Annotated in this window: 16 protein-coding genes and 1 tRNA gene; 1 reads left to right on the top strand and 16 read right to left on the bottom strand. The window is 71.5% G+C overall.

Translation table 11 applies throughout. The features are described 5' to 3' along the window. Nucleotides 1-8: 8 nt before the first annotated feature. The 3 genes from ACIODU_RS12050 to ACIODU_RS12040 all read right to left on the bottom strand — a co-directional run bounded on the left by ACIODU_RS12050 (nt 9) and on the right by ACIODU_RS12040 (nt 4,408). On the bottom strand, nt 9-650 hold the full coding sequence (locus ACIODU_RS12050; protein WP_161307415.1) for a helix-turn-helix domain-containing protein: 642 nt from the start codon (nt 648-650) through the stop codon (nt 9-11). Nucleotides 651-1,012: 362 nt separating this feature from the next. After that, a complete protein-coding gene (locus ACIODU_RS12045; RefSeq protein ID WP_356428739.1) occupies nt 1,013-2,800 on the bottom strand; it encodes a DEAD/DEAH box helicase in 1,788 nt (595 codons plus the stop codon). Between the two features lie 150 nt (nt 2,801-2,950). Beyond that, nucleotides 2,951-4,408 carry an MFS transporter gene (locus ACIODU_RS12040; RefSeq protein ID WP_401766846.1) on the bottom strand — a complete coding sequence of 486 codons (1,458 nt, stop codon included), beginning with the start codon at nt 4,406-4,408 and terminating at the stop codon, nt 2,951-2,953. Nucleotides 4,409-4,594: 186 nt separating this feature from the next. On the opposite strand from ACIODU_RS12040, the gene ACIODU_RS12035 reads away from it, so the two are divergent. Beyond that, a tRNA-Cys gene (locus ACIODU_RS12035) sits at nt 4,595-4,669 on the top strand. Nucleotides 4,670-4,721: 52 nt separating this feature from the next. On the opposite strand, the gene ACIODU_RS12030 is transcribed toward ACIODU_RS12035, so the two are convergent. The 13 genes from ACIODU_RS12030 to ACIODU_RS11970 form a co-directional block, all read right to left on the bottom strand. Further along, a complete protein-coding gene (locus ACIODU_RS12030) occupies nt 4,722-5,207 on the bottom strand; it encodes a hypothetical protein (RefSeq protein WP_401766843.1) in 486 nt (161 codons plus the stop codon). A 220-nt stretch (nt 5,208-5,427) separates the two neighbouring features. Further along, nucleotides 5,428-6,600 (bottom strand): glycoside hydrolase family 3 N-terminal domain-containing protein, encoded by a 1,173-nt coding sequence (locus tag ACIODU_RS12025; RefSeq protein WP_401766841.1) that lies wholly within the window; start codon nt 6,598-6,600, stop codon nt 5,428-5,430. A gap of 47 nt (nt 6,601-6,647) precedes the next feature. Beyond that, complete coding sequence (locus ACIODU_RS12020) at nt 6,648-7,100, bottom strand: hypothetical protein (protein WP_401766838.1); 453 nt, start codon at nt 7,098-7,100, stop codon at nt 6,648-6,650. 241 nt (nt 7,101-7,341) lie between these two features. Beyond that, complete coding sequence (locus tag ACIODU_RS12015) at nt 7,342-9,663, bottom strand: hypothetical protein (protein ID WP_401766836.1); 2,322 nt, start codon at nt 9,661-9,663, stop codon at nt 7,342-7,344. A 15-nt stretch (nt 9,664-9,678) separates the two neighbouring features. Continuing rightward, a complete protein-coding gene (locus tag ACIODU_RS12010; RefSeq protein ID WP_401766834.1) occupies nt 9,679-10,041 on the bottom strand; it encodes a hypothetical protein in 363 nt (120 codons plus the stop codon). 184 nt (nt 10,042-10,225) lie between these two features. After that, nucleotides 10,226-12,535: a xanthine dehydrogenase family protein molybdopterin-binding subunit gene (locus ACIODU_RS12005; protein ID WP_356428758.1), complete on the bottom strand. Its 2,310-nt coding sequence runs from the start codon at nt 12,533-12,535 to the stop codon at nt 10,226-10,228. Continuing rightward, nucleotides 12,532-13,869 (bottom strand): (2Fe-2S)-binding protein, encoded by a 1,338-nt coding sequence (locus ACIODU_RS12000; protein WP_401767337.1) that lies wholly within the window; start codon nt 13,867-13,869, stop codon nt 12,532-12,534. The genes ACIODU_RS12005 and ACIODU_RS12000 overlap by 4 nt, the downstream gene beginning before the upstream one ends. 140 nt (nt 13,870-14,009) lie before the next feature. Beyond that, nucleotides 14,010-14,906 (bottom strand): FAD binding domain-containing protein, encoded by an 897-nt coding sequence (locus ACIODU_RS11995; RefSeq protein WP_356428764.1) that lies wholly within the window; start codon nt 14,904-14,906, stop codon nt 14,010-14,012. Between the two features lie 311 nt (nt 14,907-15,217). Next, nucleotides 15,218-16,849 (bottom strand): beta-N-acetylhexosaminidase, encoded by a 1,632-nt coding sequence (locus tag ACIODU_RS11990; RefSeq protein ID WP_401766830.1) that lies wholly within the window; start codon nt 16,847-16,849, stop codon nt 15,218-15,220. 106 nt (nt 16,850-16,955) lie between these two features. Then, entirely contained in the window at nt 16,956-17,795 is an 840-nt protein-coding gene (locus ACIODU_RS11985; RefSeq protein ID WP_356428770.1) for a carbohydrate ABC transporter permease, read from the bottom strand. Then, nucleotides 17,792-18,787: a carbohydrate ABC transporter permease gene (locus ACIODU_RS11980; protein WP_401766827.1), complete on the bottom strand. Its 996-nt coding sequence runs from the start codon at nt 18,785-18,787 to the stop codon at nt 17,792-17,794. Before ACIODU_RS11980 ends, ACIODU_RS11985 begins: the two co-directional genes overlap by 4 nt. A gap of 5 nt (nt 18,788-18,792) precedes the next feature. Beyond that, on the bottom strand, nt 18,793-20,094 hold the full coding sequence (locus ACIODU_RS11975; RefSeq protein WP_401766823.1) for an extracellular solute-binding protein: 1,302 nt from the start codon (nt 20,092-20,094) through the stop codon (nt 18,793-18,795). Between the two features lie 263 nt (nt 20,095-20,357). Continuing rightward, on the bottom strand, nt 20,358-20,651 hold the full coding sequence (locus tag ACIODU_RS11970; RefSeq protein WP_401766820.1) for a DUF3039 domain-containing protein: 294 nt from the start codon (nt 20,649-20,651) through the stop codon (nt 20,358-20,360). Nucleotides 20,652-20,674: the final 23 nt, after the last annotated feature.

Raw genomic sequence — 20,674 nt, 5'->3', positions numbered from 1 at the left:
TCCGCCGTTCAGCGCAGGGCGTCGGCCACCTCACGGGCCGCGTCCACGACACGCGGGCCGACCCGTTCCGGCACGGAGTCGGCGAGCATCACCACTCCCACGCTCCCCTCTATGCCGGTCACCCCGATCAGCGCGGCGGCGGCGCCGCTGGCGCCCGCCTCCAGCTCGCCCTGGGTGAGGGTGCAGAGGGGCTCGGTCAGCGCGTTCTGCCGGGCGGCGAGGATGGCCTTGCCCGCGGCGCCCCGGTCCAGGGCGTGCCGGAAGCCGGCCCGGTAGGCGACGTGGTAGTCGGTCCAGGTGGGTTCGACGACGGCGACGGCCAGGGCCTCGGCGCCGTCGACGAGGGTCAGGTGCGCGGTGGCGCCGATGTCCTCGGCGAGCGAGCGCAGGGCGGGCAGGGCGGCTTCCCGTACCAGCGGATGGACCTGGCGGCCCAGGCGCAGCACCCCGAGGCCCACCCTGGCCCGGCCGCCCAGGTCGCGGCGGACCAGGGCGTGCTGCTCCAGAGTGGCGAGCAGGCGGTAGACGACCGTCCTGTTGACGCCGAGCTTGTTGGACAGCTCGGTGACGGTCAGGCCGTGGTCGGTGTCGGCGAGCAGTTTGAGGACACGCAGTCCCCGGTCGAGCGTCTGGGATGTCTCCGCGGTCACGACGCCCTCTCCTTCGGAGTGAGTGGCGACGGCTCTCTCACGGTGTGACGGCACCGGTCCCATCGGCGACGCACGGAGAGGCCGGCGGCGAGCCTTGGCGCACCGGCTGCGCTCCGAGGCGGTGGTGCCACGGGGCGTATGCATTGCGGGGACAGTAGCGATCGGCACCGCTGAGCGGAAGACCTCGTCCAGAATCCGGTCACGGGAGGTGAGTTACGCCGAGTTCGACACCCAAAACGGAATGAACGAGCACTTCCGAGGAACAGTCGCCTTATATCGGGCGCGCGTGCCCCTCCCCTCCCCGGCACGGTTCCCGTACCGGGGAGGGGAGGGGAAGGGAAGGGGAACTTGGCGGCGGGGGGTCACCGCATCCGGGTGGCCCACTCCTGGACCTTCTTGACCCGCTCGCGCAGCTGGCCGGCGGTCGCCTCGGCGCTGGGCGGTCCCCCGCACACGCGGCGCAGTTCGGTGTGGATGACGCCGTGCGGCTTGCCGCTCTGGTGGACGTACGCGCCGACCATGGTGTTCAGCTGCTTGCGCAGCTCCAGCAGCTCCTTGTGGGAGACCACGGGCCGCCGCTCGGCGGGCAGTTCCAGCAGGTCGGCCTCGGTGTCGGGCTTCTTGCGGCTGTGCGCGATCTGCCGGGCCTGGCGCTTCTGGAGCAGCATCTGCACCTGGTCCGGTTCCAGCAGTCCGGGGATGCCGAGGTAGTCCTGCTCCTCCTCGCTGCCCGGGTGCGCCTGCATGCCGAACTCGGCGCCGTCGTAGAGGACCCGGTCGAAGACGGCGTCGGACTCCAGGGCCTCGAAGGGCAGGGACTCCTGCTCGCCGGTGTCCTCGTCCAGTTCCCTCTCGGCCTCCGCCATCTCCTTCTCGGACTCGGCGTACGGGTCGTCCTCGCCGGCCTTCTTCGGCTTGTCGAGGACGTGGTCGCGCTCGACCTCCATCTCACCGGCGAAACCGAGGAGGTTCGGGATGGTGGGGAGGAAGACGGACGCGGTCTCGCCCCGGCGCCTGGAGCGCACGAAGCGGCCGACGGCCTGGGCGAAGAAGAGGGGCGTGGAGATCGTGGTGGCGTACACGCCGACGGCCAGGCGCGGCACGTCGACGCCCTCGGACACCATGCGGACGGCGACCATCCAGCGGTCGCCGCTGTGGGTGAAGTCGTCGATGCGCTTGGAGGCGCCGGTGTCGTCGGAGAGCACGACGGTCGCCCTGTCCCCGGTGATCTCCCGGATGAGCTTGGCGTACGCGCGCGCCGAGTCCTGGTCGCTCGCGATGACGAGGCCGCCCGCGTCCGGGATGCTCTTGCGCACTTCGGTGAGCCGCTGGTCGGCGGCGCGCAGGACGTTCGGCATCCAGTCGCCGCGCGGGTCGAGCGCGGTGCGCCAGGCCTGGGAGATCGCGTCCTTGGTCATCGGTTCGCCGAGCTTGGCGGCGATCTCGTCGCCGGCCTTGGTGCGCCAGCGCATGTTGCCGCTGTAGCTCAGGAAGATGACGGGGCGGACGACGCCGTCGCCGAGGGCGTTCCCGTACCCGTACGTGTAGTCGGCGGACGAGCGGCGGATGCCGTCGTTGCCCTCCTCGTACGCGACGAAGGGGATGGGGTTCGTGTCGGACCGGAACGGCGTACCGGTGAGCGCGAGGCGCCGGGTCGCGGGCTCGAACGCCTCCAGGCACGCCTCGCCCCAGGACTTGGAGTCGCCGGCGTGGTGGATCTCGTCGAGGATGACGAGCGTCTTGCGCTGCTCGCACTTGTTGCGGTGGAGCATGGGCCGGACGCCGACCCCCGCGTACGTGATGGCGACGCCGTCGTACTCCTTGCTCAACGGGCCCGCGCTGTAGTCGGGATCGAGCTTGATCCCTATCCGCGCGGCCGCCTCCGACCACTGCTTCTTGAGGTGCTCGGTGGGCGCGACGACGGTGATCTGCTGGACCACGTGGTGGTGCAGCAGCCAGCTGGCGAGGGTCAGCGCGAACGTCGTCTTCCCGGCGCCGGGCGTCGCGACGGCGAGGAAGTCCCTGGGCTGCTCCTGGAGATACCGCTCCAGCGCCCGCTCCTGCCAGGCGCGCAGCTTGTTGGCGGTACCCCAGGGGGCCCGGCCGGGGAAGGCGGGTGAGAGGTGGTGTGAGGAGGCGGTAGTAGTCACGGTCTCCGGTTCGGACGTGGGTGTAGGGGCGATCGCGCCGCGCGGGCTTACGTACGACAACCGGGCCACCTTATCGGGGGCCCGGGGAGATCCTCGTACGAACGAGGGCCGGGTCGCACGGGTGCGGCGAGGGTCACACCCGCGGGCCCCTCAGGTCCGTACGGGCCGCACGCGGGTCGCCACCCACACCCCCGCCAGCGCCACCGCGGCCATCGGCAGGAAGACCGCGGCGAACGCCGTCGGGTGGGAGCCCGTCGCGGTGGAGACCGCGTGGCCGCCCACCGAACCGCCGCCCAGGGCGGCGAACGCCGCGCCGCCCACCGCCAGCAGCAGGACGTTCGACAGGCCGTCGGAGATCTGGAGGGCGGCCGAGTTGAGGCCCGCCTCCTCCGGCGCGGAGAGCTTGAGGAGCAGCACGCTCGTCGAGGCGAGGACGAGGCCCATGCCGAGGCACCCCACGCCCCACGCCACCCCGACGATCCAGACGGGGACGGAGTGGATCAGTACGGTCGGGGCGGTCGCGATCGCGGCGGCGACCAGCACCATGCCGCCCGTCATCAGGCGCACCCGGTACGGCTCCATGCGCGGCCTGGACTGGATGTACGAACCGAGCGCCCAGGTCAGGCCGCCCACCGCGAGCGACAGCCCGGCCATCGTCGGCGACAGTCCGCGCTCGGTGACCAGCATCAGCGGTACGAAGCTCTCGGCGGCGATGAACGACCCGGCGGACACCCCGCGCAGCAGGATCACGGCGGGCAGACCGCGGGTGGCGCGCCAGGTCCCGGCGGGCAGGAGCCCGAGGACGGCGGGGACCAGAAAGGCCGTCCCGGCCGCGGCGGGGAGGAGCGAGAGGGGGCGCAGATCCTGGGCGGCGTACTGGAGGAGCGCCGCGCCGAGCGAGATCCCGAGCGCGAGGCGGATCCGGCGGCGGTCGAACGCGGGCGCGGGCCCGGTGGCGTCGGCGGGCCCGGAGGCCATGCGCCGTATCGCGGGCAGGGCGAGGACCAGCGGCAGCACGATGAGGACGGGGATGCCGAGGAAGACCCAGCGCCAGCCGAGGTGCTCGGTCACGGTGCCGGAGGCAAGCGGCCCGACGACGGAGGGGATCACCCAGCTCGCGGCGAAGGCGGCCATGATCGCGGGCCGCAGCCGTTCGGGATAGGCGCGGCTGACGGTGACGTACAGCGCGACGATGACCAGTCCCCCGCCGAGCCCCTGGACGGCCCGGCCGAGGATGAACAGCGCCATCGTGCCGGCCGTGCCGGAGAGCAGCAGCCCGGCGGCGAAGGCGGAGATGCCGGCGGTGAGGGGGGCGAGGGGCCCCTTCCGGTCGGCCCACTGACCGGACAGGACCATCGCGAAGAGGCTGGTGGTGAAGTACGAGGAGAAGGCGAAGGCGTACAGCGGGATCCCGTGCAGCTCCCGCGCGGCCACCGGCATGGCGGTCCCGACGGCGGTCGCCTCGAAGGCGATGAGCAGCACGACGGACACGATCCCGATGCTGAGCGCCCGGTGCACCGGCCCCAGCACCCCGTCCTGCCCGGGAAGCTCTCGTGCGGGCAGGTCGGCGGGGGCGACGGCGGCGTCGCCGGGTTCCAGGACGGTCATAAGCCCAGGGTAAGGGGCATGAGCGTCATTGATCCCTGTCGGAGGACGGATCCCCCTGGTCCCTTGGTCGTACGCCCGCGCACCTGCTCCCCGCATGAACGGAGTGTGGCAGTCCCGTTGCGCACCCCCCACGCCCCTTGAGCGTGACGACCCGCACGCCTACGGTCATGACCAGAGCAACACCCCGGCCGTGTGCCCGAGTGGTTCAGGGGCTCGCCTGCAAAGCGAGTTACGTGGGTTCGATTCCCGCCACGGCCTCCACGACACGATCGGCCGCCCCCCTGCGCGGGGGCGGCCTCCCGGCGTTCACGGCCTACATCAACCCCGCCGCCTCCGGCAGCCGGGCCCGGTCCTCGCAGCCGAGTTGCTCCACGAGTGCGAGCGTGACCGAGTGGAGGAGGGTCAGGTTGGCCTCGCGCAGTCGCTCGGGGTCGCCTTCGGGTTCGTTACGGTTGCTCAGCGCCGCGCGGAGCATGACGGGACCGCCCTCGAACTCCGCGCCGGCACATTCCGCGTAGAGAACCGCCTTCCGCGGCGAGGCCAGCCCTTCCCGCCCGAGGTCGTACTGCTTGAAGCTGCCGGCGAACTTCGAGTCGCCCACACCGTCGCCGTCCTCCAGCGACACGTCGATACCGACGTCGGCGAGCGTGGACCCCGGCAGGTGGATTCCGCAGACCCGGTGGGTCTCCCCGCCCGACCCGTCCGCCAGGTAATCGTCAACGACGGCCCGGGCAAGGGACTCCAGCCTGTCGCTGCCGTCGAGCGAGGAGAACTCCTCGGCGCCGGTGATGAGTCGCACGGCACTCGCAGCGTCATCGGATACGTTCCCCCGGCACAGCTCCCCCGCCGTGATCCGCTCCGGTGCCGGATCCTCCTGCTCTTGCCCACCCTTGTCCGAGCACCCCGCCAGACAGACCAGCGTGAGCACCGCCACGACCGAAGTGAGCGCACCACGCGCCCTGTTGACCGTCACAGGCGCCATTCTCGCGGATCTGTGGCCTGGTGCGTGGCGTGAGTGGTCAGCGGAGGGCGGCGCGGAGGGCCGTCACGCGTGTTGCCGCGTCGTGGAAGGGGGTGGGAGGGAGGGTCTTGTTGTGGAGGGCTGTGCTCAGGGACGTCACCGCCGACTCTCCTTGGGACACCTCTCGCGATGAGCAGAGCAGGAGGTCCATGCCCGCCTCGGCCGCCAGGAGCGCGCGGTCGCCTGTGGTGAGCGTGTGGCTGATGGCCTTGGCCTCCAGGGCGTCCGTGATCGTCACTCCCTCGAAGCCGACGTGGGTGCGGAGTTCCTTGACCACGGCGGCCGACAGGCCCGCCGGGCGGTGGGCGTCCAGGGCCGGGTAGACCGCCCAGGACAGCATCACGAGCTGCGTGCCCGCCGCGACCGCCTGTTTGTACGGGGCCTCGTCGACGCTTCGCAGGGTCGTGAGGGACTGGGTGAGCGTCACCGGGCCCAGGTCCGTGTTCTGGTGGGCCGACGCCGCGCCCAGGCCGGGGAAGTGCTTCGCGGTCGCGGCCACCAGCGTGTGCTGCTGGGCCGTGATGAACGCCGCGCCGAGCTTGCCGACCTGCGCCGCGTTCGTGCCGTACGAACGCTCGGCCTGGTCCGTGAAGTCGCCGGTCTTGCGGTAGACGTCCAGCACCGGCGCCAGGTTGAGGTTCAGGCCGGCCCCGGCGAGGTTCTTCCCCGCGCCCGTGCCCGCCTCCTTCGCCGCCGCCACCGGGTCGGACGCCAGCCCTATCTGCTTCTCCGACAGCGCGGGAGCGCCCGGCAGGCGCCGTACCCGGCCGCCCTCCTGGTCGGTCATGAGCAGGAGGGGGAGGCGGACGGGGCTCGACCGGTTGGCCTTCTCCAGTTGTTTGACGACGGTCGCCAGCTGCTTCGCGCTCGTGATGTTCTCGGCGAAGAAGATGACCCCCGCCACCTCCCCCGCGCCGATCTTCTTGAGCAGGGACGCCGGCGGGGTGTGGCCCGGGTAGGAGTAGATCACCCGCTGGCCCGCCAGCTGCCGTTCGGTCAGGCCGGCCGGCAAGGCCCCCGCCTGGGGATAGGCCGAGGTGGAGGAGGTGGTGGTACCGGTGGGGGAGGACGATGCCAGCGCCCTGCCCCCTACCACCAGCGCGGCGACCGCCGCCCCCGCCCCGGCCAGTACGGTCCTGCGCCCTATGTGCGGCGAGTCTGATGCGTCCATGGGATAAGTCCTCTCTCCCCGCACCCTACGACCGTCCCCGCGGAATCTCAGGAGCCAGTGGTCAGCGTCACCTTCTCCGTGAGACCGCCGTCGCCCCGGCAGCCGAGCTCTTGCGCGAGCTTGTACGCCACGGAGTGCAGCACGGTGAGGTTGGCCTCCCTGATCGGCCCGGGGCCGTCCGCCGGCTCGTCCTCCTCGCCCGACTGGACCGCGTTGCGCAGCTTGCCGAAGACCACGGCCGGGTCGCTGTCGGAGCTCCCCGCCAGCTTCGGACCGACGCAGTCGAAGTAGAGGTAGGTGAATTTGCCGTTGGCGAAGGCTCCTCGCCCCGCGTCGTAATGCGCGAGGTTCGGCACCTTCGATGTGCTGACCACCGCCTGTTCCGTGGCCATTCCGAACTCGATCTCGGCGGCGACCGTACCCCCGGACTTCCTGATCCAGCAGGCCGGAACAAGATCTGGATTCGCGCTGCCGCCCAGACGCTCGTAATCGTCCGACAACGCGGCGGCCACCTTCGGAAGCCCCGGCGTATTTCCGGTGTCGTCCGCCGAAAAGGACGTGGTCCCGGCCAGGAAGTCAAGTGCCTTCGCCGCTTCGCCGGAGAGTACGCCGTCACACGCATCGGCCGCCGAGGACGGTTCGGGAGGGCTGTCGTCACCGCTCCCGTCGCCGCCGCATCCGAGGAGAGAGACCCCGAGGACGGCTCCGAGAGCGACCGGGCGCATCGCCCCCCACATCCTGTCAGCCAGTCTCGGGACTGTTCCCTGACGCATTCTCCCGGTCCTTTCCCTTGAGATAACCACCGTCCACGGCCTCTTCCAGATCCTGACCGAGCACGCTGTTCGGATCGATCCCGTTGTGTGCGAGGAACGCCTTCATCGGAGCTTCGACATTCCGTTCACCGGCGTTGAACACCGCCTCGCGGTCCTTCCGGGTCTGCTCGTCGATGTCGTCCGTGTGCTGTTCCTGCGACGGCTCCGCCCAATCGCCGAGGATCTGGTTGGCGTACTGCTCGACGCCACCGGTGGCGGTGTCCATCGCCAAGGGGACCAGGACGGCTCCGAGGCCGGCCACGGGCGCCGAGATGGGAAGAAAGGCGATGCCCGCCCCGACGACCGCTCCCGTGCCGAGCTCGATCCAGCCGGACCTCCGCTCCATGGCCTTCGCGTAGTCCTCGTTCCGCTTCGCGCCCTCGGCGCCGATCTGGTCCGCCCTGGACTGGTCGAGCATGCCCTGCACCTCAGCGCCGGTACGTACCGCCTCCCGCGCACGTCCCGAGTCGACCTCGCCCCCGTGCACCTGCGCGTCCAGCACCGACCCCGTGTAGATCCGCTCCGCGTTGGTCACCGACGCGTACGCGTCGGGGTGCTGGCCCAGGGTGCTCAGGAAGTCCCGGGCACCGTCCCGGCCGAACACCGCGTGCGACGACGCGTCCTTGGACGGTGAGAACAAGCTCGACGGCTCGTTGTCGTTGAGCGCCCAGTTGAGGTCGTCGACATATCCCGCGCCCATGTTCCCCAGGCTGTCGGCCATCGCCGCCTGCTGCTTGAGCAGCGCGGGATCGCCGCCGTACTTCTCGACGACCTGCTCCATGATCCCGGCCGAGGTCTCGTCCCTGACCAGCCGGGGATGCGGGTCGTCCCAGGCGTGGCCGAGGGTCGCGGACTCCAGGGCGTGCCCGAAGGCGTCCGGCAGGTCGGCGAGAGACTTCTCGGCGTCGTCCGGACTGTGTCCCGTGATGTCGGGGAAGGACTCGTAGTCCTTGTTCGCGAAGAGGTCGAGGTAGCTCGTCAGCTCCTTGCCGTCCCCGTCCTTGGGAAGGCCCCCCACCAGCACGCCGTGCTCGTCGTACGCCCGCGGGGTGGCGGAGAAGAACTCCTTCGACGCGTCGGGGCTGTGCCCGAGCGCCTCCAGCATGCTGAGCACCGGGTCGTATCCCGCGCCGTTCTTGCCCGACGGGTTGAACGGGTACTTGTCGCTGCTCAGATCGCTCTTGTTGGCGGCGAACAGATAAGGGTCCTTCGCGTGCAGCTGGGTCACGTGCTCCGCGATCGGATTCAGGAACTTCGCGTCGTAGTTCCCGAACCGCATGATGCCGCCGAGCAGCTGGTACCCGTAAGGACCGCCGTAGTCGTGCTTCGACAGCGGGATGCGCTCGGTCCCGAGCCTCCGCATCTCGTCGCCCCACTGCCGGGACCAGGTGTCGTCCGAGGCGGTCGCCGTGGCCAGGTTCAGACCCAGGTTCCGCTGGAGGGCCTGGACGTCCGCCAGGCGCTCCTTGTCCTGCTTCGTGTAGTCGTACGTGTCGGTGGAGAGGCGCCCGAAGAACGCCAGCGCCTTCTCCGGCCCTCCGACGCCGTCGTAGAACCCCCGGGAGAACTCCTTCGAACCGTGGTTGTCGGCGAGGAGTTCGTTGAGCGCCAGGAGTTCCGTGTGGGTGAGGTCGCCGCCCTTCTTCGCCAGGTCGGCGGCGCGGCTCGCCTCCTCGGCGTCGAGGCTCGTGTAGCGGGGGGCGCTGAAGTTGTGCCGGTCGCCGGTGATGTTGGCCCGGAGCGCGTTGGCCGTCGCGACGTCGGCGTCGTCGCACGTCTCCACGATCGCGTCGATACGGCGTTGCAGGGCGTCGATCCTGGCGTTCTGGCTCCGCAGGATGTCGGCGTAGTCCGGATCGTGCCGGGCGCCCACGCTGTCCTGCACCGGGTTGGCCGCCGTCACCTTCCCGGCCGCGTCCACGATCAGGGACTGCGCCGGGGCGTCCGTCTCCACGATCGCCGTGAGGTCGTCCTTGGCCTTCTTGAAGGCCCGGTGGCCGTCCTCCAGGATCAGCTGGATGCCCTTGGCGGCCTTGGCCGCGTCGTCGAACTCCTTGGCGGTCTTGTCGATGAACGGTTTGGTCACCGTGGCGTTGGCACCCCGCCAGAGGTCGTCCCTGGCCTTGGCCGCCATCGTCGTCCGGGCGTCCTCGGCCAGCTTCTCCAGCTTGCCGGTCATCGCCGACCAGTCGTCGGCCGCCGTCTTCAGCTTGCCGAGCGGGGCCAGGTACACGTCGTTGAAGGTCAGCATGATCGCTCCGCGCGCTTACTCGAAATAGTCGCTGATGACGGAGACCGCCAGGCTGGTGCCGATCTCGGCGTCGTCCTTCGCGTGCTGGGCGACGCTGTAGTCCAGGTGGTTGGAGATGTGCGCACAGGCGTCGAGCAAGGTCTTGACCTGCGCGTTCCAGGTGTCGTGCACCGTTCCCACGGCGGAGCCGGTACGGAACCCGCTGACCGTGAGCCCCGACGCGGCCTCGGCGGTGCTGGCCCGCGCGGTGTCCCCGTCGGTCCTGAGCCGCGCGTAGAGATCGTTGGCGGCGCCGCCGATCGCACCGAGCTTGTCCTGGTCGACGCTGAGATCCGCGGCACCACCCGTTCCGCCCGGTTCGGCCGGAACGTGGTTCAACCGCGTGTGTACGCCTGGCTGATCAGCCGCGTGGGCCGCCACCAGGCCCTCCCCGAAAGACAATGGTTTCCCCGTGGATGAGATGTGGTCAGGGGATCACTCTCCCACGCTCAACGGGATTCTTCCCAGGGAGAGTTGGAGCCGTGTCCCACGCCACGCGGGGGCGGCGGCTTCCCTCGCGCCCCTACGCCCCCGGTACCGCCACCGCCGCCTGGGGGCGGATCGGGAGGCGGCTGATCGGGCGGCCCGTGGCCGCGCGGACCGCTGAGGCCACTGCCGCCGGGGACGTGACCACCGGGGCCGCGCTGGCCGGTTTGGCGCCGAAGGGGGCCACCACGTCGCGCTCCTCGACCAGGTTCACGATCCGGATGTCCGGGGCGTCCAGGGACGTCGGGAGCGCGTAGCCGGTGAGGTCGGGGCGGCGGACCAGGCCGCGGGTCGTGCGGAGGTTCTCCGTCAGGGCCGTACCGATGCCCTGCGTGACGCCCGCCTCGATACGGGTCGCCAGCTGCGCCGGGTTCAGGACACGGCCGACGTCCTGCGCGACGGCCATCTCGACCACGCGGATCGAGCCGAGTTCGATGTCGACGTCCACCACCGCGCGGATCGCGCAGAACGCGAGGCCGACGAACGCGTCGCCCTGGCCCGCCTCGTCCAGGGGCTCGGTGGGGTGGGGGCGGCACTGCGCCGTCGCCCACAGCTCCTTGCCGTCCATCGCCTCCGTGACCGTGGTGGACAGCACCCCGTCGTACGACGTGATCTTGCCGTCCGTGATCTGGAGCAGCTCGGTGGACATCCCGAACTTGTGGGCCAGCGGCTGGAGCAGCTGCGTACGGACCATCTTGGCCGCCCGCTCCACCGCCCCGCCCGAGACCCACGTGTGCCGGCCGTGCGCGGCCGGGCCCGCCGGGGGCTGGTCCGTGTCGACCGAGGCGACGTGGACCTCCTCGATGCCCAGCGTCTCCTGGACGATCTGCCGGGCGAGCGTCGAGAAGCCCTGGCCGGTCTCGACGGCGGCGCAGATGACCGTCGCCACGCCGTCGTGGACCTTCACCGTGGCCGTGGAGACCTCGTCCGCGCCCTCGGCGCCGAGCATGTGGACCATGCCGAGCGCGTAGCCGACGCCGCGCCGTACCGCCCCGGGCTCCCCCGCGCCCTCCGGGCCGCCGGGCAGCAGCCAGGCCGCCTCCGGGGTGTCCTTGGGCAGGGCGGGCAGCGGGAAGTCCCGTACCGAACGCAGCAGTTCGGCCACCGGCGCCGGGCAGGTGACCGTCTGGCCGGTCGGCAGGATGTCGCCGGTCGCCAGCACGTTGCGCAGCCGCAGCTCCGCCGGGTCGAGCCCGAGGGTGTTGGCCAGCTTGTCCATCTGGCCCTCGTAGGCCGCGCAGACCTGCATGGCGCCCTCGCCCCTGACGTGCCCGGACGGCGGGTTGTTGGTACGGACGGCCCAGCCCTCGATGAAGGCGTGCGGGACGACGTACGGGCCGCAGGCGAACGCGACGGCGGCGGCGAGGGACTCCGACGAGTCGTCGGCGTACGCGCCCGCGTCGAGCAGGATCTGGGCCTCGACCTTGATCAGGCGGCCCTCGCTGTCCGCGTGGTGGCGGTAGCGCAGCAGGGTGGGGTGACGGTGGGCGTGGCCGAGGAAGGACTCCTCGCGGGTCGCCGCGAGCTTGACCGGGCAGCCGGTGCGCAGCGCGAGCAGGCCGAGCGGGATCTGGAAGCCGGGGTCCTCGCGGTCGCCGGTCGCGCCGGGGACGCCCGTGACGACGACCTTGACCCGCTCGGGGTCCAGGCCGAAGCAGGCGGCGGCCAGGTCGCGGTCGGTGTGCGGGTCGGTGGAGGCGGTGTAGATCTCGACCCCACCGTCGGGTCTGGGCACCGCGAGGCCGGCCTCGGCGCCGATCGGGGCGGGGTCCTGGCGGCCGATGCGGTACAGGCCCTCGACGACGATCTCGCCCTGCACGCCGGGGTCGCCGTACCGCAGCGGGATGTGCCGGATCAGGTTGCCGTCGGGGTGCAGCGGCTCGGCGGCGAACGCCTTCTCGGGGTCCGTGACCGGGTCGAGGACCTCGTACTCGACGGCGATCGCGGCGGCGGCCATCCGCGCGGTGTCGGGGTGGTCGGCGGCGACGGCGGCGATCGCCTCGCCGTGGTGCCGTACGACCTCCGAGGCGAAGACGGGGCGGTCGGCGACCCTGCGGCCGTACGCCGAGTCCCCGGGGACGTCCTCGTGGGTCACGACGGCCCGTACGCCCGGCATCTCGGCGGCGGCGGTGGTGTCGATGGAGACGATCCTGGCGCTCGGGTGCGGGGAGCGCAGGATCGCGGCCCACAGCAGGCCCTCGGCCCACAGGTCGGCCGCGTACGGGAACGTGCCCTCGGTCTTCGCGCGGGCGTCGGCCGGGGGGAGGGAGGCGCCGAGACCGTGCGCGGGAGGCTCCTGGCGGGGGCCGTCGAGCGTCGGTGTCCCGGTGGCCGCGTCGTTGCTCACGCCATGCCTCCGTCGTGCGAGTGCGACTGCGAGTTCGCGGGCGGGTTGGGGTGCGCCGGGGAGTGGGGGCGCGGGTGCTGCGCGCCGCCGGCTCCCGGGGACGCCTGGTGCGGGACGCGGGCCTCCTCGGAGGCGGCGGCGGCCGCCTCCGCGCTCGCGGCGCGCTCCGCGGCGACCTCGTTCACGGCGTCGAGGACACCGCGGTAGCCGGAGCAGCGGCAGAGGTTGCCGCACAGCGCCTGCCGGGTCTCCAGTTCGGTGGGGGCGTGGTTGCCCTCCAGGAGGTCGTGCACCGTCATGGCCATGCCGGGGATGCAGAAACCGCACTGCACCGCGCCGCACTTGGCCAGCGCCCGCTGGACGTCGGACGGTTCGCCGTCGACGGCGAGGCCTTCGACCGTACGGACCTCGGAGCCGGCCGCCGTGGCGGCGGGCACCAGGCACGAGGCGACGAGCCGGCCGTCGACCTGCACGTTGCAGGCGCCGCACTCGCCCTGGGCGCAACCGTCCTTGGCGCCGGCGAGGCCGAGGCGCTCGCGGAGCACGTACAGCAGGGACTCGCCGATCCAGGCGTCGGTGACGGGCCGGTCGGCGCCGTTGACGCGCAGGACGTAGGACCCGGCGGGGTGTTCGGCGCTGTTGTTGCTGCTGGTGAGGGGCGCGGGCTCGGTGTCCGGTACGGGCTCCGCCGCCGCGTCCGGTACGAGGTCGGGCGCGGCGGGGTCGTCGGCGGACGCGTCCGCGCCGGAGGGTTCGGGCTCCCCCAGGGTGTCCCCCGGCGGCGCGCCGTCCGCGTGGGCGTCGGTTTCGGGGAGCGGCGCCCAGGGTGCGGCCGCGCCGCCCGGCAGGGTCGCGGGCGGGGTGCCGCCGCCCCACTGCGAGGCGAGGACGGAGGCGCTGAACTCCCCCGACTCGTCGGGAAGGTCGCCCTGGGCGACCGGAATGGTCCACTCGCCGGTCAGCTCGGAGGGCGCGTTGCCGCCCTGCGCGGGACCGTCCGCGAGGGCGCTCCCCCGGCCGTCCGTCCCCCCGCCGCCCTGTCCCTGGCCCGAGCCCTGGTGTCCCTGGTCGGCGCCCTGGTGTCCCTGACCGGCGCCCTGGCCCGGCTGCCCGGCGCCGTGCCCCTGGCCCGTCTGCTGCCCGCCGTCGCCGAAGCTCCAGTGCCCCGTCGCCCGCGGGTCGTACGACGTGTCGTACACCTGCCCCTGCCCGCCCTGCTGCTGCGGCTCGGGCCAGCGCATGTGGTCCGGTACGGAGGGGTCCGCGGCCGGCGTCAGCGGGACGATCTGCGGCGGTACGTACCCGTGGCCCGGCGCGGCCAGCGGCGCGTCCATGAAGTCCTCGGGCGGCAGCTGCACGAACGCGGTCGACTCGGCGTCGTACTCGCCGCCGTGCTCGACCGGCTGCCAGCCGCCGTGCCCCTGCTGACCGCCGGGGCCGGATCCGGAACCCGTACCGGAATGCTCGTTGGTGCTCACGACAGGGCCCTCCCCAGTGCTCGCCGGGCCAGCGCGGCGACGGTACGCCGCAGGTGCAGTACGGCGGGGGCGAGCGCGGGCGGCTCGCTCCCGTCGGCGGGTGGCGCCGGGTCCGGGACGCACGCGGCGGCCACGTACTCGCCGAAGGCCGCGAGGGCCTCCTGCGTGAGCCCGCGCGCGCCGTCCCAGTCGATCAGCGAGCCGATCCACCGCTCCGCCTCCAGCGGGCGCAGGGGCATCGGCGCGATCGCCCCGACCGCGCAGCGCACGCCGCGCCGCGCCGGGTCGAGGACCACGGCGACGGAGGCGGTGGCGCGGCCGGGGCCGGTCCGCCCGGTCGCCTTGAGGAAGACCTGGGGGGCGTGCAGCAACGGCACGCGCACGAAGCCGATCAGCTCGGCGGGCGCCAGCATCTCGCGCCCCGCGAGGAGGTGCGTGACGGGGATCTCGCGGCGCGCGCCGCCCGGTCCCGCGACCACGAGGTCGGCTTCCAGGGCGGCGAGCACGGGCAGGGCGTCGCCGGTGGGGGCGGCGGTGGCGATGTTCCCGCCGAGCGTCCCGGCGTTGCGGATCTGGGGCGGGCCCGCGGCGCGCGCGGACGCGGCGAGCGCGGGGATGAGGGCCGCGAAGTCGGGCCTGCCCATGCGCGCGTGGGTGAGACCGGCGCCGAGGAGGGCGTGGCCGTCCTGGTAGTGCCAGCCGCGCAGCTCGCTGATCCGGCCGAGGCCGACGAGTCCGGAGGGCCGCAGGAGCCCCCGGTTGACGGCCGCCATCAGGTCGGTTCCGCCTGCGACGGGTACGGCGGCGGGCATCGCGGTGAGCGCCGCCACGGCCTCGTCGAGCGAGGCCGGCAGCGTCACGGACTGCGCCGTCTGCGGTGCGTGCGTGGTCAACCCAGCTGCCCCTTTCCGGTGTCCCGCATGTGTTGCCGTACCGGTACCTGTGTTGCCGTACCGTACGTGCTCACAGCCCGGACGTGGCAACTCTGGCACATCTTCGGAGCCGACCGGCGCGAGGGTCCACGAAGGGCGGATCCGTCCCCGGCCAGGGCAAAGGTCCGGTTCACCCCGTCTTCCGCGCCTCACGCGCCCCGCCACTCCCCGGCATTCACGGCGCGACGCGCCCTTGACGGGGATGCGGCGGGGAACGGGCGGCGGACGGCACACCGGGCGCGCGGCGGCGGGGCGGCCGCCCTCCGCGCGGCTCACACGACCGGAGGCTGTCCCTCGATCGGGCGTCCCAGGACACCGGGCCGCCGCTGCCACGGCAACGGGCCGCCGGGCGGCCGGTATTCGACCCCCAGGACGTCCAGCCGCCGGTAGTGCTCGGCCATCCGCTGTTCGAAGTCCTCGAAGTCCCGCTCGGCGGGGGCCGGGAGGTCGGACCACGCGACCTCCGCGAACGCCGCGAGGCGGGGGAAGACCTGGTAGTCGACGCGCGAACGGTCCTGCATCACCTCGGTCCAGACGTTGGCCTGCGTGCCGAGGACGTGCTTCGCCTCGTCCTCGGTCAGGTCGGCGGGCACGGGTTCAAAGCGGTAGACGTCCTCCAGGGTCCTGACGTACCCGATGGGCATCGGTTCGTCCTCGCCCGCCGCCTGACGGTGGTCCAGATAGACGTGCTGCTCCGGGCACATGACGACGTCGTGGCCGGCCCGGGCGGCCGCGATGCCGCCTCCGTACCCCCGCCAGGACGACACGGCGGCGCCGGGCGCGAGGCCGCCTTCGAGGATCTCGTCCCAGCCGATCAGCCGCCGGCCGCGCGCGGTGAGCCAGGTGTCGAAGTGGTGGATGAACCAGGCCTGGAGCTCGTCCTCGTTGGCCAGGCCGTTCTCCTCTATGCGGAGTTGGGCCGCCGCGGAGTCCTTCCACTGCTCCTTGCGGCACTCGTCGCCGCCGACGTGGATGAAGGTGGAGGGGAAGAGGGCGAGCACTTCCTCGAAGACGCCCTCGTAGAAGCGCAGGGTGTGGTCGGTGGGGGCGAGGACGTTCGCGTTGACGCCCCAGGTGTCCCAGACGGTGAGCGCGGCCGTGTCGACGACATCGCTGTTGCCGAGTTCGGGATAGGCGGCGATGGCCGCCTGCGAATGCCCGGGGATGTCGATTTCCGGGACGACGGTGATATGCCGTTCGCCGGCGTACGCGACGATCTCGCGGATGTCGTCCTGGGTGTAGTAACCGCCGTGCGGTTTCTCCTCCCACAGTTCCGAGGCGCGGTGTCCCCATTTGGTACGGCCCCGCCAGGCACCGGTCTCCGTCAGTTTCGGATAGCGCTTGATCTCGATGCGCCAGCCCTGGTCGTCGGTGAGGTGGAAGTGGAAGACATTCAGCTTGTGGGCGGCGAGCAGGTCCAGATAGCGCAGGACGCCGTCCTTGGACATGAAGTGGCGTGACACGTCGAGCATCAGGCCGCGCCAGCCGAAGCGTGGCGCGTCCTCGACGACCGTGGCGGGGACGGACCAGAGCCGTCCGGGGTCCACCGGGGCGGCGCGGTACGCGTCGGGGCCGAGGAGCTGACGGACGGTCTGGGCCCCCCAGAACACCCCGGCGGGGCTGCCGCCCTCGATCCGGACGGCCCGCGCGTCGGAGGTGATCCGGTAACCCTCGGGGCCGAGCCGGCGCTCCAGTTCGGGGCTGATCCCCAGGGCAACGCTGTTGCCGTCCTCGGCGCCGTCCGCGAGCGGCAGTCCGGTCGCGGCGCCGACGGCCGTACGGAACCAGCGGGCGACGCCCTCCGTGCCGGGGCCCGCGTCGATCGTCGTCCCGTCGTCGAGGGGGAACGGGTCGGTCCCCTGCGGGGCCGGCCAGGTGTGCCGGGGGTCGGGAATCAGGTCCATGGGTCGGTCCTCACTGGGTTCTCCCGGGGTCGCTCGGGTTTTCCGGGTCTTTCTGTCCGTCCTCGGCCGCGGTCAGTCCTTCACCGCGGCCGGTCCTTCACCGCGGTCAGTCCTTCACCGCGCCACCCAGTCCGGAGACCAGCCGCCGTTGTACGAGCACGAAGAAGACGAGCACGGGAACGGTCATGACGGTGGAGCCGGCCATGATCCCGCCCCAGTCGTTCTCGTCGGGTTTGAAGAAGACCAGCAGCGCCATGGGCAGAGTCGACTGGGACGTGTCGCTGATGATGAAGGACTTGGCGAAGAGGAAGTCGTTCCAGGTGGAGATGAAGGAGAAGACACTGGTCGCGACCAGCCCGGGAAACACCAGCGGGAAGAGGATCTGCCACAGGAATCGGGTACGGCTCGCGCCGTCGATGTACGCGGCCTCCTCCAGCGCGTCGGGAACCGCCTTGACGAATCCGCGCAGCATCCAGATCGCGAACGGCAGGGAGAACGCGAGATGCGGCAGGATCAGCGAGCCGAGCGTATTGAGCAGGCCGAGGTCGCGCATCTGGAAGAACAGCGGGATGGTGAGTGCCTCGATCGGCACCATCTGCGCGACGAGGAACATGACGAGCAGGGTCGTACGGAAACGGAATCGGAAGCGGGTGACCGCGGTGGCCGCGAGAAAGGCGACCAGCGCGGAGACGATCACGACCGTGCCCGCGACCAACAGGCTGTTGAGGAAGTAGCGCCCGAATTCCTGCTGTTCGAAGACGCGGCGGAACGAGTCGAGCGACGGGGACAGCGTCCAGGGACGCGGCCGGGTGGATTGGACCTCGCCCGCCGGTTTGAACGCGGAGAGGACCATCCAGTAGAGCGGAAACGCCACCACGACGGCGATGACCAGGGCGGATGCCTCGGCGGCGAGGCGCCAGGGGCGGCGGACGCGCGGCAGGTTCACAGTTCTTCCCCCCGGCGGCGCAGCAGCCGCAGATAGACGAGCGTGACCGCCAGCAGAATCAGCAGCATGACGACGCCGATGGCCGAGCCGAGGCTGTACTGGGAGGACGCGAAGGCCTTTTGATACGCGTACACATTGAGGACGAGATTCTGTCCCGCGATTCCGCCGCCGTTGGTCATCACATAGATCTGGGTGAAGACCTTGAAGTCCCAGATGATCGACTGGATGGTGACGACGACCAGGATCGGGCGGAGCATCGGCGCGGTGACGGACCGCCAGATCCGCCACTGCGAGGCGCCGTCGAGCGACGCCGCCTCCAGCACCTCGCCGGGGATGGCCTTGATGCCCGCGTAGACGGTGACCATGACGAACGGGAAGGAACACCAGACGACTTCGAGCAGGACGAGCGTGAAGGCGCTGTAGCGCCCGTACGTCCAGGAGAAGTCGCCGAGGCCGAACACCCGGTTGACGGGCCCGTAGTCGGGGTCGAAGAGGAAGACGAAGACGGTGGAGCCGGTGATCGCGGGGGTGGCCCAGGCGCCGAGCGCGGCGAGCATCAGCGCGAGGCGCGGCAGGGCCCGTACGCGCGTCAGGAGCACGGCGAGGGCGCAGCCGAGGCCGAGCGTGGTGACGACACACGCGGCGGCGAACAGGACGGTGGCGAGCAGCACCTGCCAGAACTGGCCGTCGCGGAAGAGCGTGGCGTAGTTCCCGAAGCCCTGGAAGGTGGTCGGCTGCCCGCCGCTGACCTGGGCCTGGGTGTACTCCAGGAAGGAGATCAGGCCCAGTTGGTAGATCGGGTAGACGAGCAGCCCGCCGAGGACGACGAGGGCGGGCGCGAGGTAGAGCCACGGGGTCCAGCCGCCCTGGCCGGCCCGCCGCGGGCCTCGGCCGGGTGCTCGGCGGGGGGCCGTGCCCCCGGCCGCCGTGAGGGCGGTTTCCGGCCTCTTGGGCGTCCGGGGGCGCGGCGCGCGGTCGGTGGGGGAGGTCATCCGGTTCAGCCCGCGGCCGCGAACGCCGCGTCCATCTTCTTCGCCGCGTCGTCGGACGCGGCCTTGACGTCCTTACGGCCGCTGACGATCTCCTGGAACATCGTCGGCAGGACCAGGGAGGCATCGATCTGGGACCAGCCCGCGGAGGCGGGGACGAACTTGGCGCCCGCGCCGAGGGTCTTGACGAAGGGGGCGACGAACGGCTGCTTCTGCGCGGAGGCGGCGAGGACGTCCGTGTACGTGGGCAGGAAGCCCATCGCGTCGAACAGCTTGGCCTGGGTGTCCTTGCTGGTGAACGCCTTCATCAGGTCGACGGCGAGGGTGCGGTGCGCACTGCTCCTGAGGACGCCGATGTTGTTGCCGCCGGCGAACGCGGGGGCGATGGAGCCGGCTTCGACGCCCGGCAGCGGGACGACCGCGTACTTGCCCTTGACGGTGCCGGCCTCGACGGCCTGGTGGCTGAAGTCGCCGCCGATCGCCATCGCCGCCTGGCCGGACGCGAAGGCGGTGACGGTCGCGTTGCCGCCCATGGAGGCGCACTTGGCGGCGGGACAGTTGTCGTCGCCGAACAGGGAGGTGTACGCGGCGATGCCCTTGCGGGCGGCGGGGCTGTTGACGGCGGCCTTGTACGTACCGCCGCTCTTCTCGGCGAGTTCACCGCCGTTCGACCAGACGAACGGCATGGCGCCGTAGGTGTACGCGCCGCCGACCGCGAGGCCGTACAGGGCGGGCTTCTTCTTGTGGATCTTCTTGGCGGTGGATATCAGCTCGGCCTGGGACTTGGGGGCGGAGAGTCCCAACTCCTCGAAGACGTCGGTGCGGTAGTACAGGGCGCGCACGCCGACGAACAGCGGCGCCCCGTAGATCTTCCCGTCCACCGTGACCGACTGCTTCGCCGTGGGGTCGGTGTCCTTGGCCTCGTCCCAGGCGCCGAACTCCGCGGTGACGTCGGCGAGTCCGCCGTCCTTCACGTACCCGGCCGTGTCGGTGTTGCCGTACTCGACCAGGTCGGGTGCGCTCTTCGGGTCGTTGAACGCGGCCTTGATCCGCTGGGCGCGGGTCTCGACGGGGATGTACTCGATCTCGACCTTCGTGCCCTTGTGCTCCGCGCGGAACGCCTGGACGGCGCCGTCGACGACCTGCTCCTTGGGCTTGTTGTTGACCTCCTGGAAGAGCCACACGCGGAGCGTGCCGCTCTTCTCGTCCTTCGTCGCGGTGTTGTCGGACGTCTGCGGCGCGCAGGCGGAGGCCGTCAGGCCGGCGAGCACCAGTGCCGCGATCGGGGCGGCCATACGGGAGAGCTTCATCCGGAGTTCCCTACGGGTCGGTGGGGACGACAGAGGCATACAGAGGCATCCGTTGCACCATGTGCAACGTGCGTTTCGTTCTGCACAACTCGCAGGAGATAAGCATGTCCGGAACACGTCGACAAGTGGTCTCTACCACTCTGTGACCCGCCGAAGCATCCTGTGCAACGGCCCGCCCCGCATGCCGGACAAAACGCGAACGGCCCCCCGGGTGCGCACGCTCGCGCACCCGGGGGGCCGTCACCGGCGGACAGGACCAGAGGCTACTTCTTGCTCTTGTCCTTGCCGCCCTTGTCCTTGTCCCCACCGGGACCCATGGACTCGTAGATCTCCTTGCACATCGGGCAGACCGGGTACTTCTTGGGGTCGCGCCCCGGTACCCAGACCTTCCCGCACAGTGCGACCACCGGAGTGCCGTCGAGGGCACTCGCCATGATCTTGTCCTTCTGGACGTAGTGGGCGAAGCGCTCGTGGTCGCCGTCGCCGTGCGACACCTGTGGTGCCGGCTCCACGAGGGTGCCCGTCCCTGCCCCGCGCTCGGGCTCAAGAGTGCTCATGAGCGCCAAGGGTACCCACGAAG

The sequence above is a fragment of the Streptomyces sp. NPDC088261 genome (assembly GCF_044740805.1).
Lineage (GTDB): Bacteria > Actinomycetota > Actinomycetes > Streptomycetales > Streptomycetaceae > Streptomyces.
Note: the sequence above shows the minus strand (reverse complement) of the source record. Positions and strands in the feature narration are given on the sequence as shown.

Bases quoted from the DNA above. Each gene is read 5' to 3' on its own strand.
- ACIODU_RS12040 (WP_401766846.1), bottom strand. From the start codon at position 4,408: ATGACCGTCCTGGAACCCGGCGACGCCGCCGTCGCCCCCGCCGACCTG.
- ACIODU_RS12025 (WP_401766841.1), bottom strand. From the start codon at position 6,600: ATGGACGCATCAGACTCGCCGCACATAGGGCGCAGGACCGTACTGGCC.
- ACIODU_RS12015 (WP_401766836.1), bottom strand. From the start codon at position 9,663: ATGCTGACCTTCAACGACGTGTACCTGGCCCCGCTCGGCAAGCTGAAG.
- ACIODU_RS12000 (WP_401767337.1), bottom strand. From the start codon at position 13,869: ATGGACGCGCCGCTGGCCGCGCCGGGCCACGGGTACGTACCGCCGCAG.
- ACIODU_RS11990 (WP_401766830.1), bottom strand. From the start codon at position 16,849: ATGGACCTGATTCCCGACCCCCGGCACACCTGGCCGGCCCCGCAGGGG.
- ACIODU_RS11980 (WP_401766827.1), bottom strand. From the start codon at position 18,787: ATGACCTCCCCCACCGACCGCGCGCCGCGCCCCCGGACGCCCAAGAGG.
- ACIODU_RS11975 (WP_401766823.1), bottom strand. From the start codon at position 20,094: ATGAAGCTCTCCCGTATGGCCGCCCCGATCGCGGCACTGGTGCTCGCC.
- ACIODU_RS11970 (WP_401766820.1), bottom strand. From the start codon at position 20,651: ATGAGCACTCTTGAGCCCGAGCGCGGGGCAGGGACGGGCACCCTCGTG.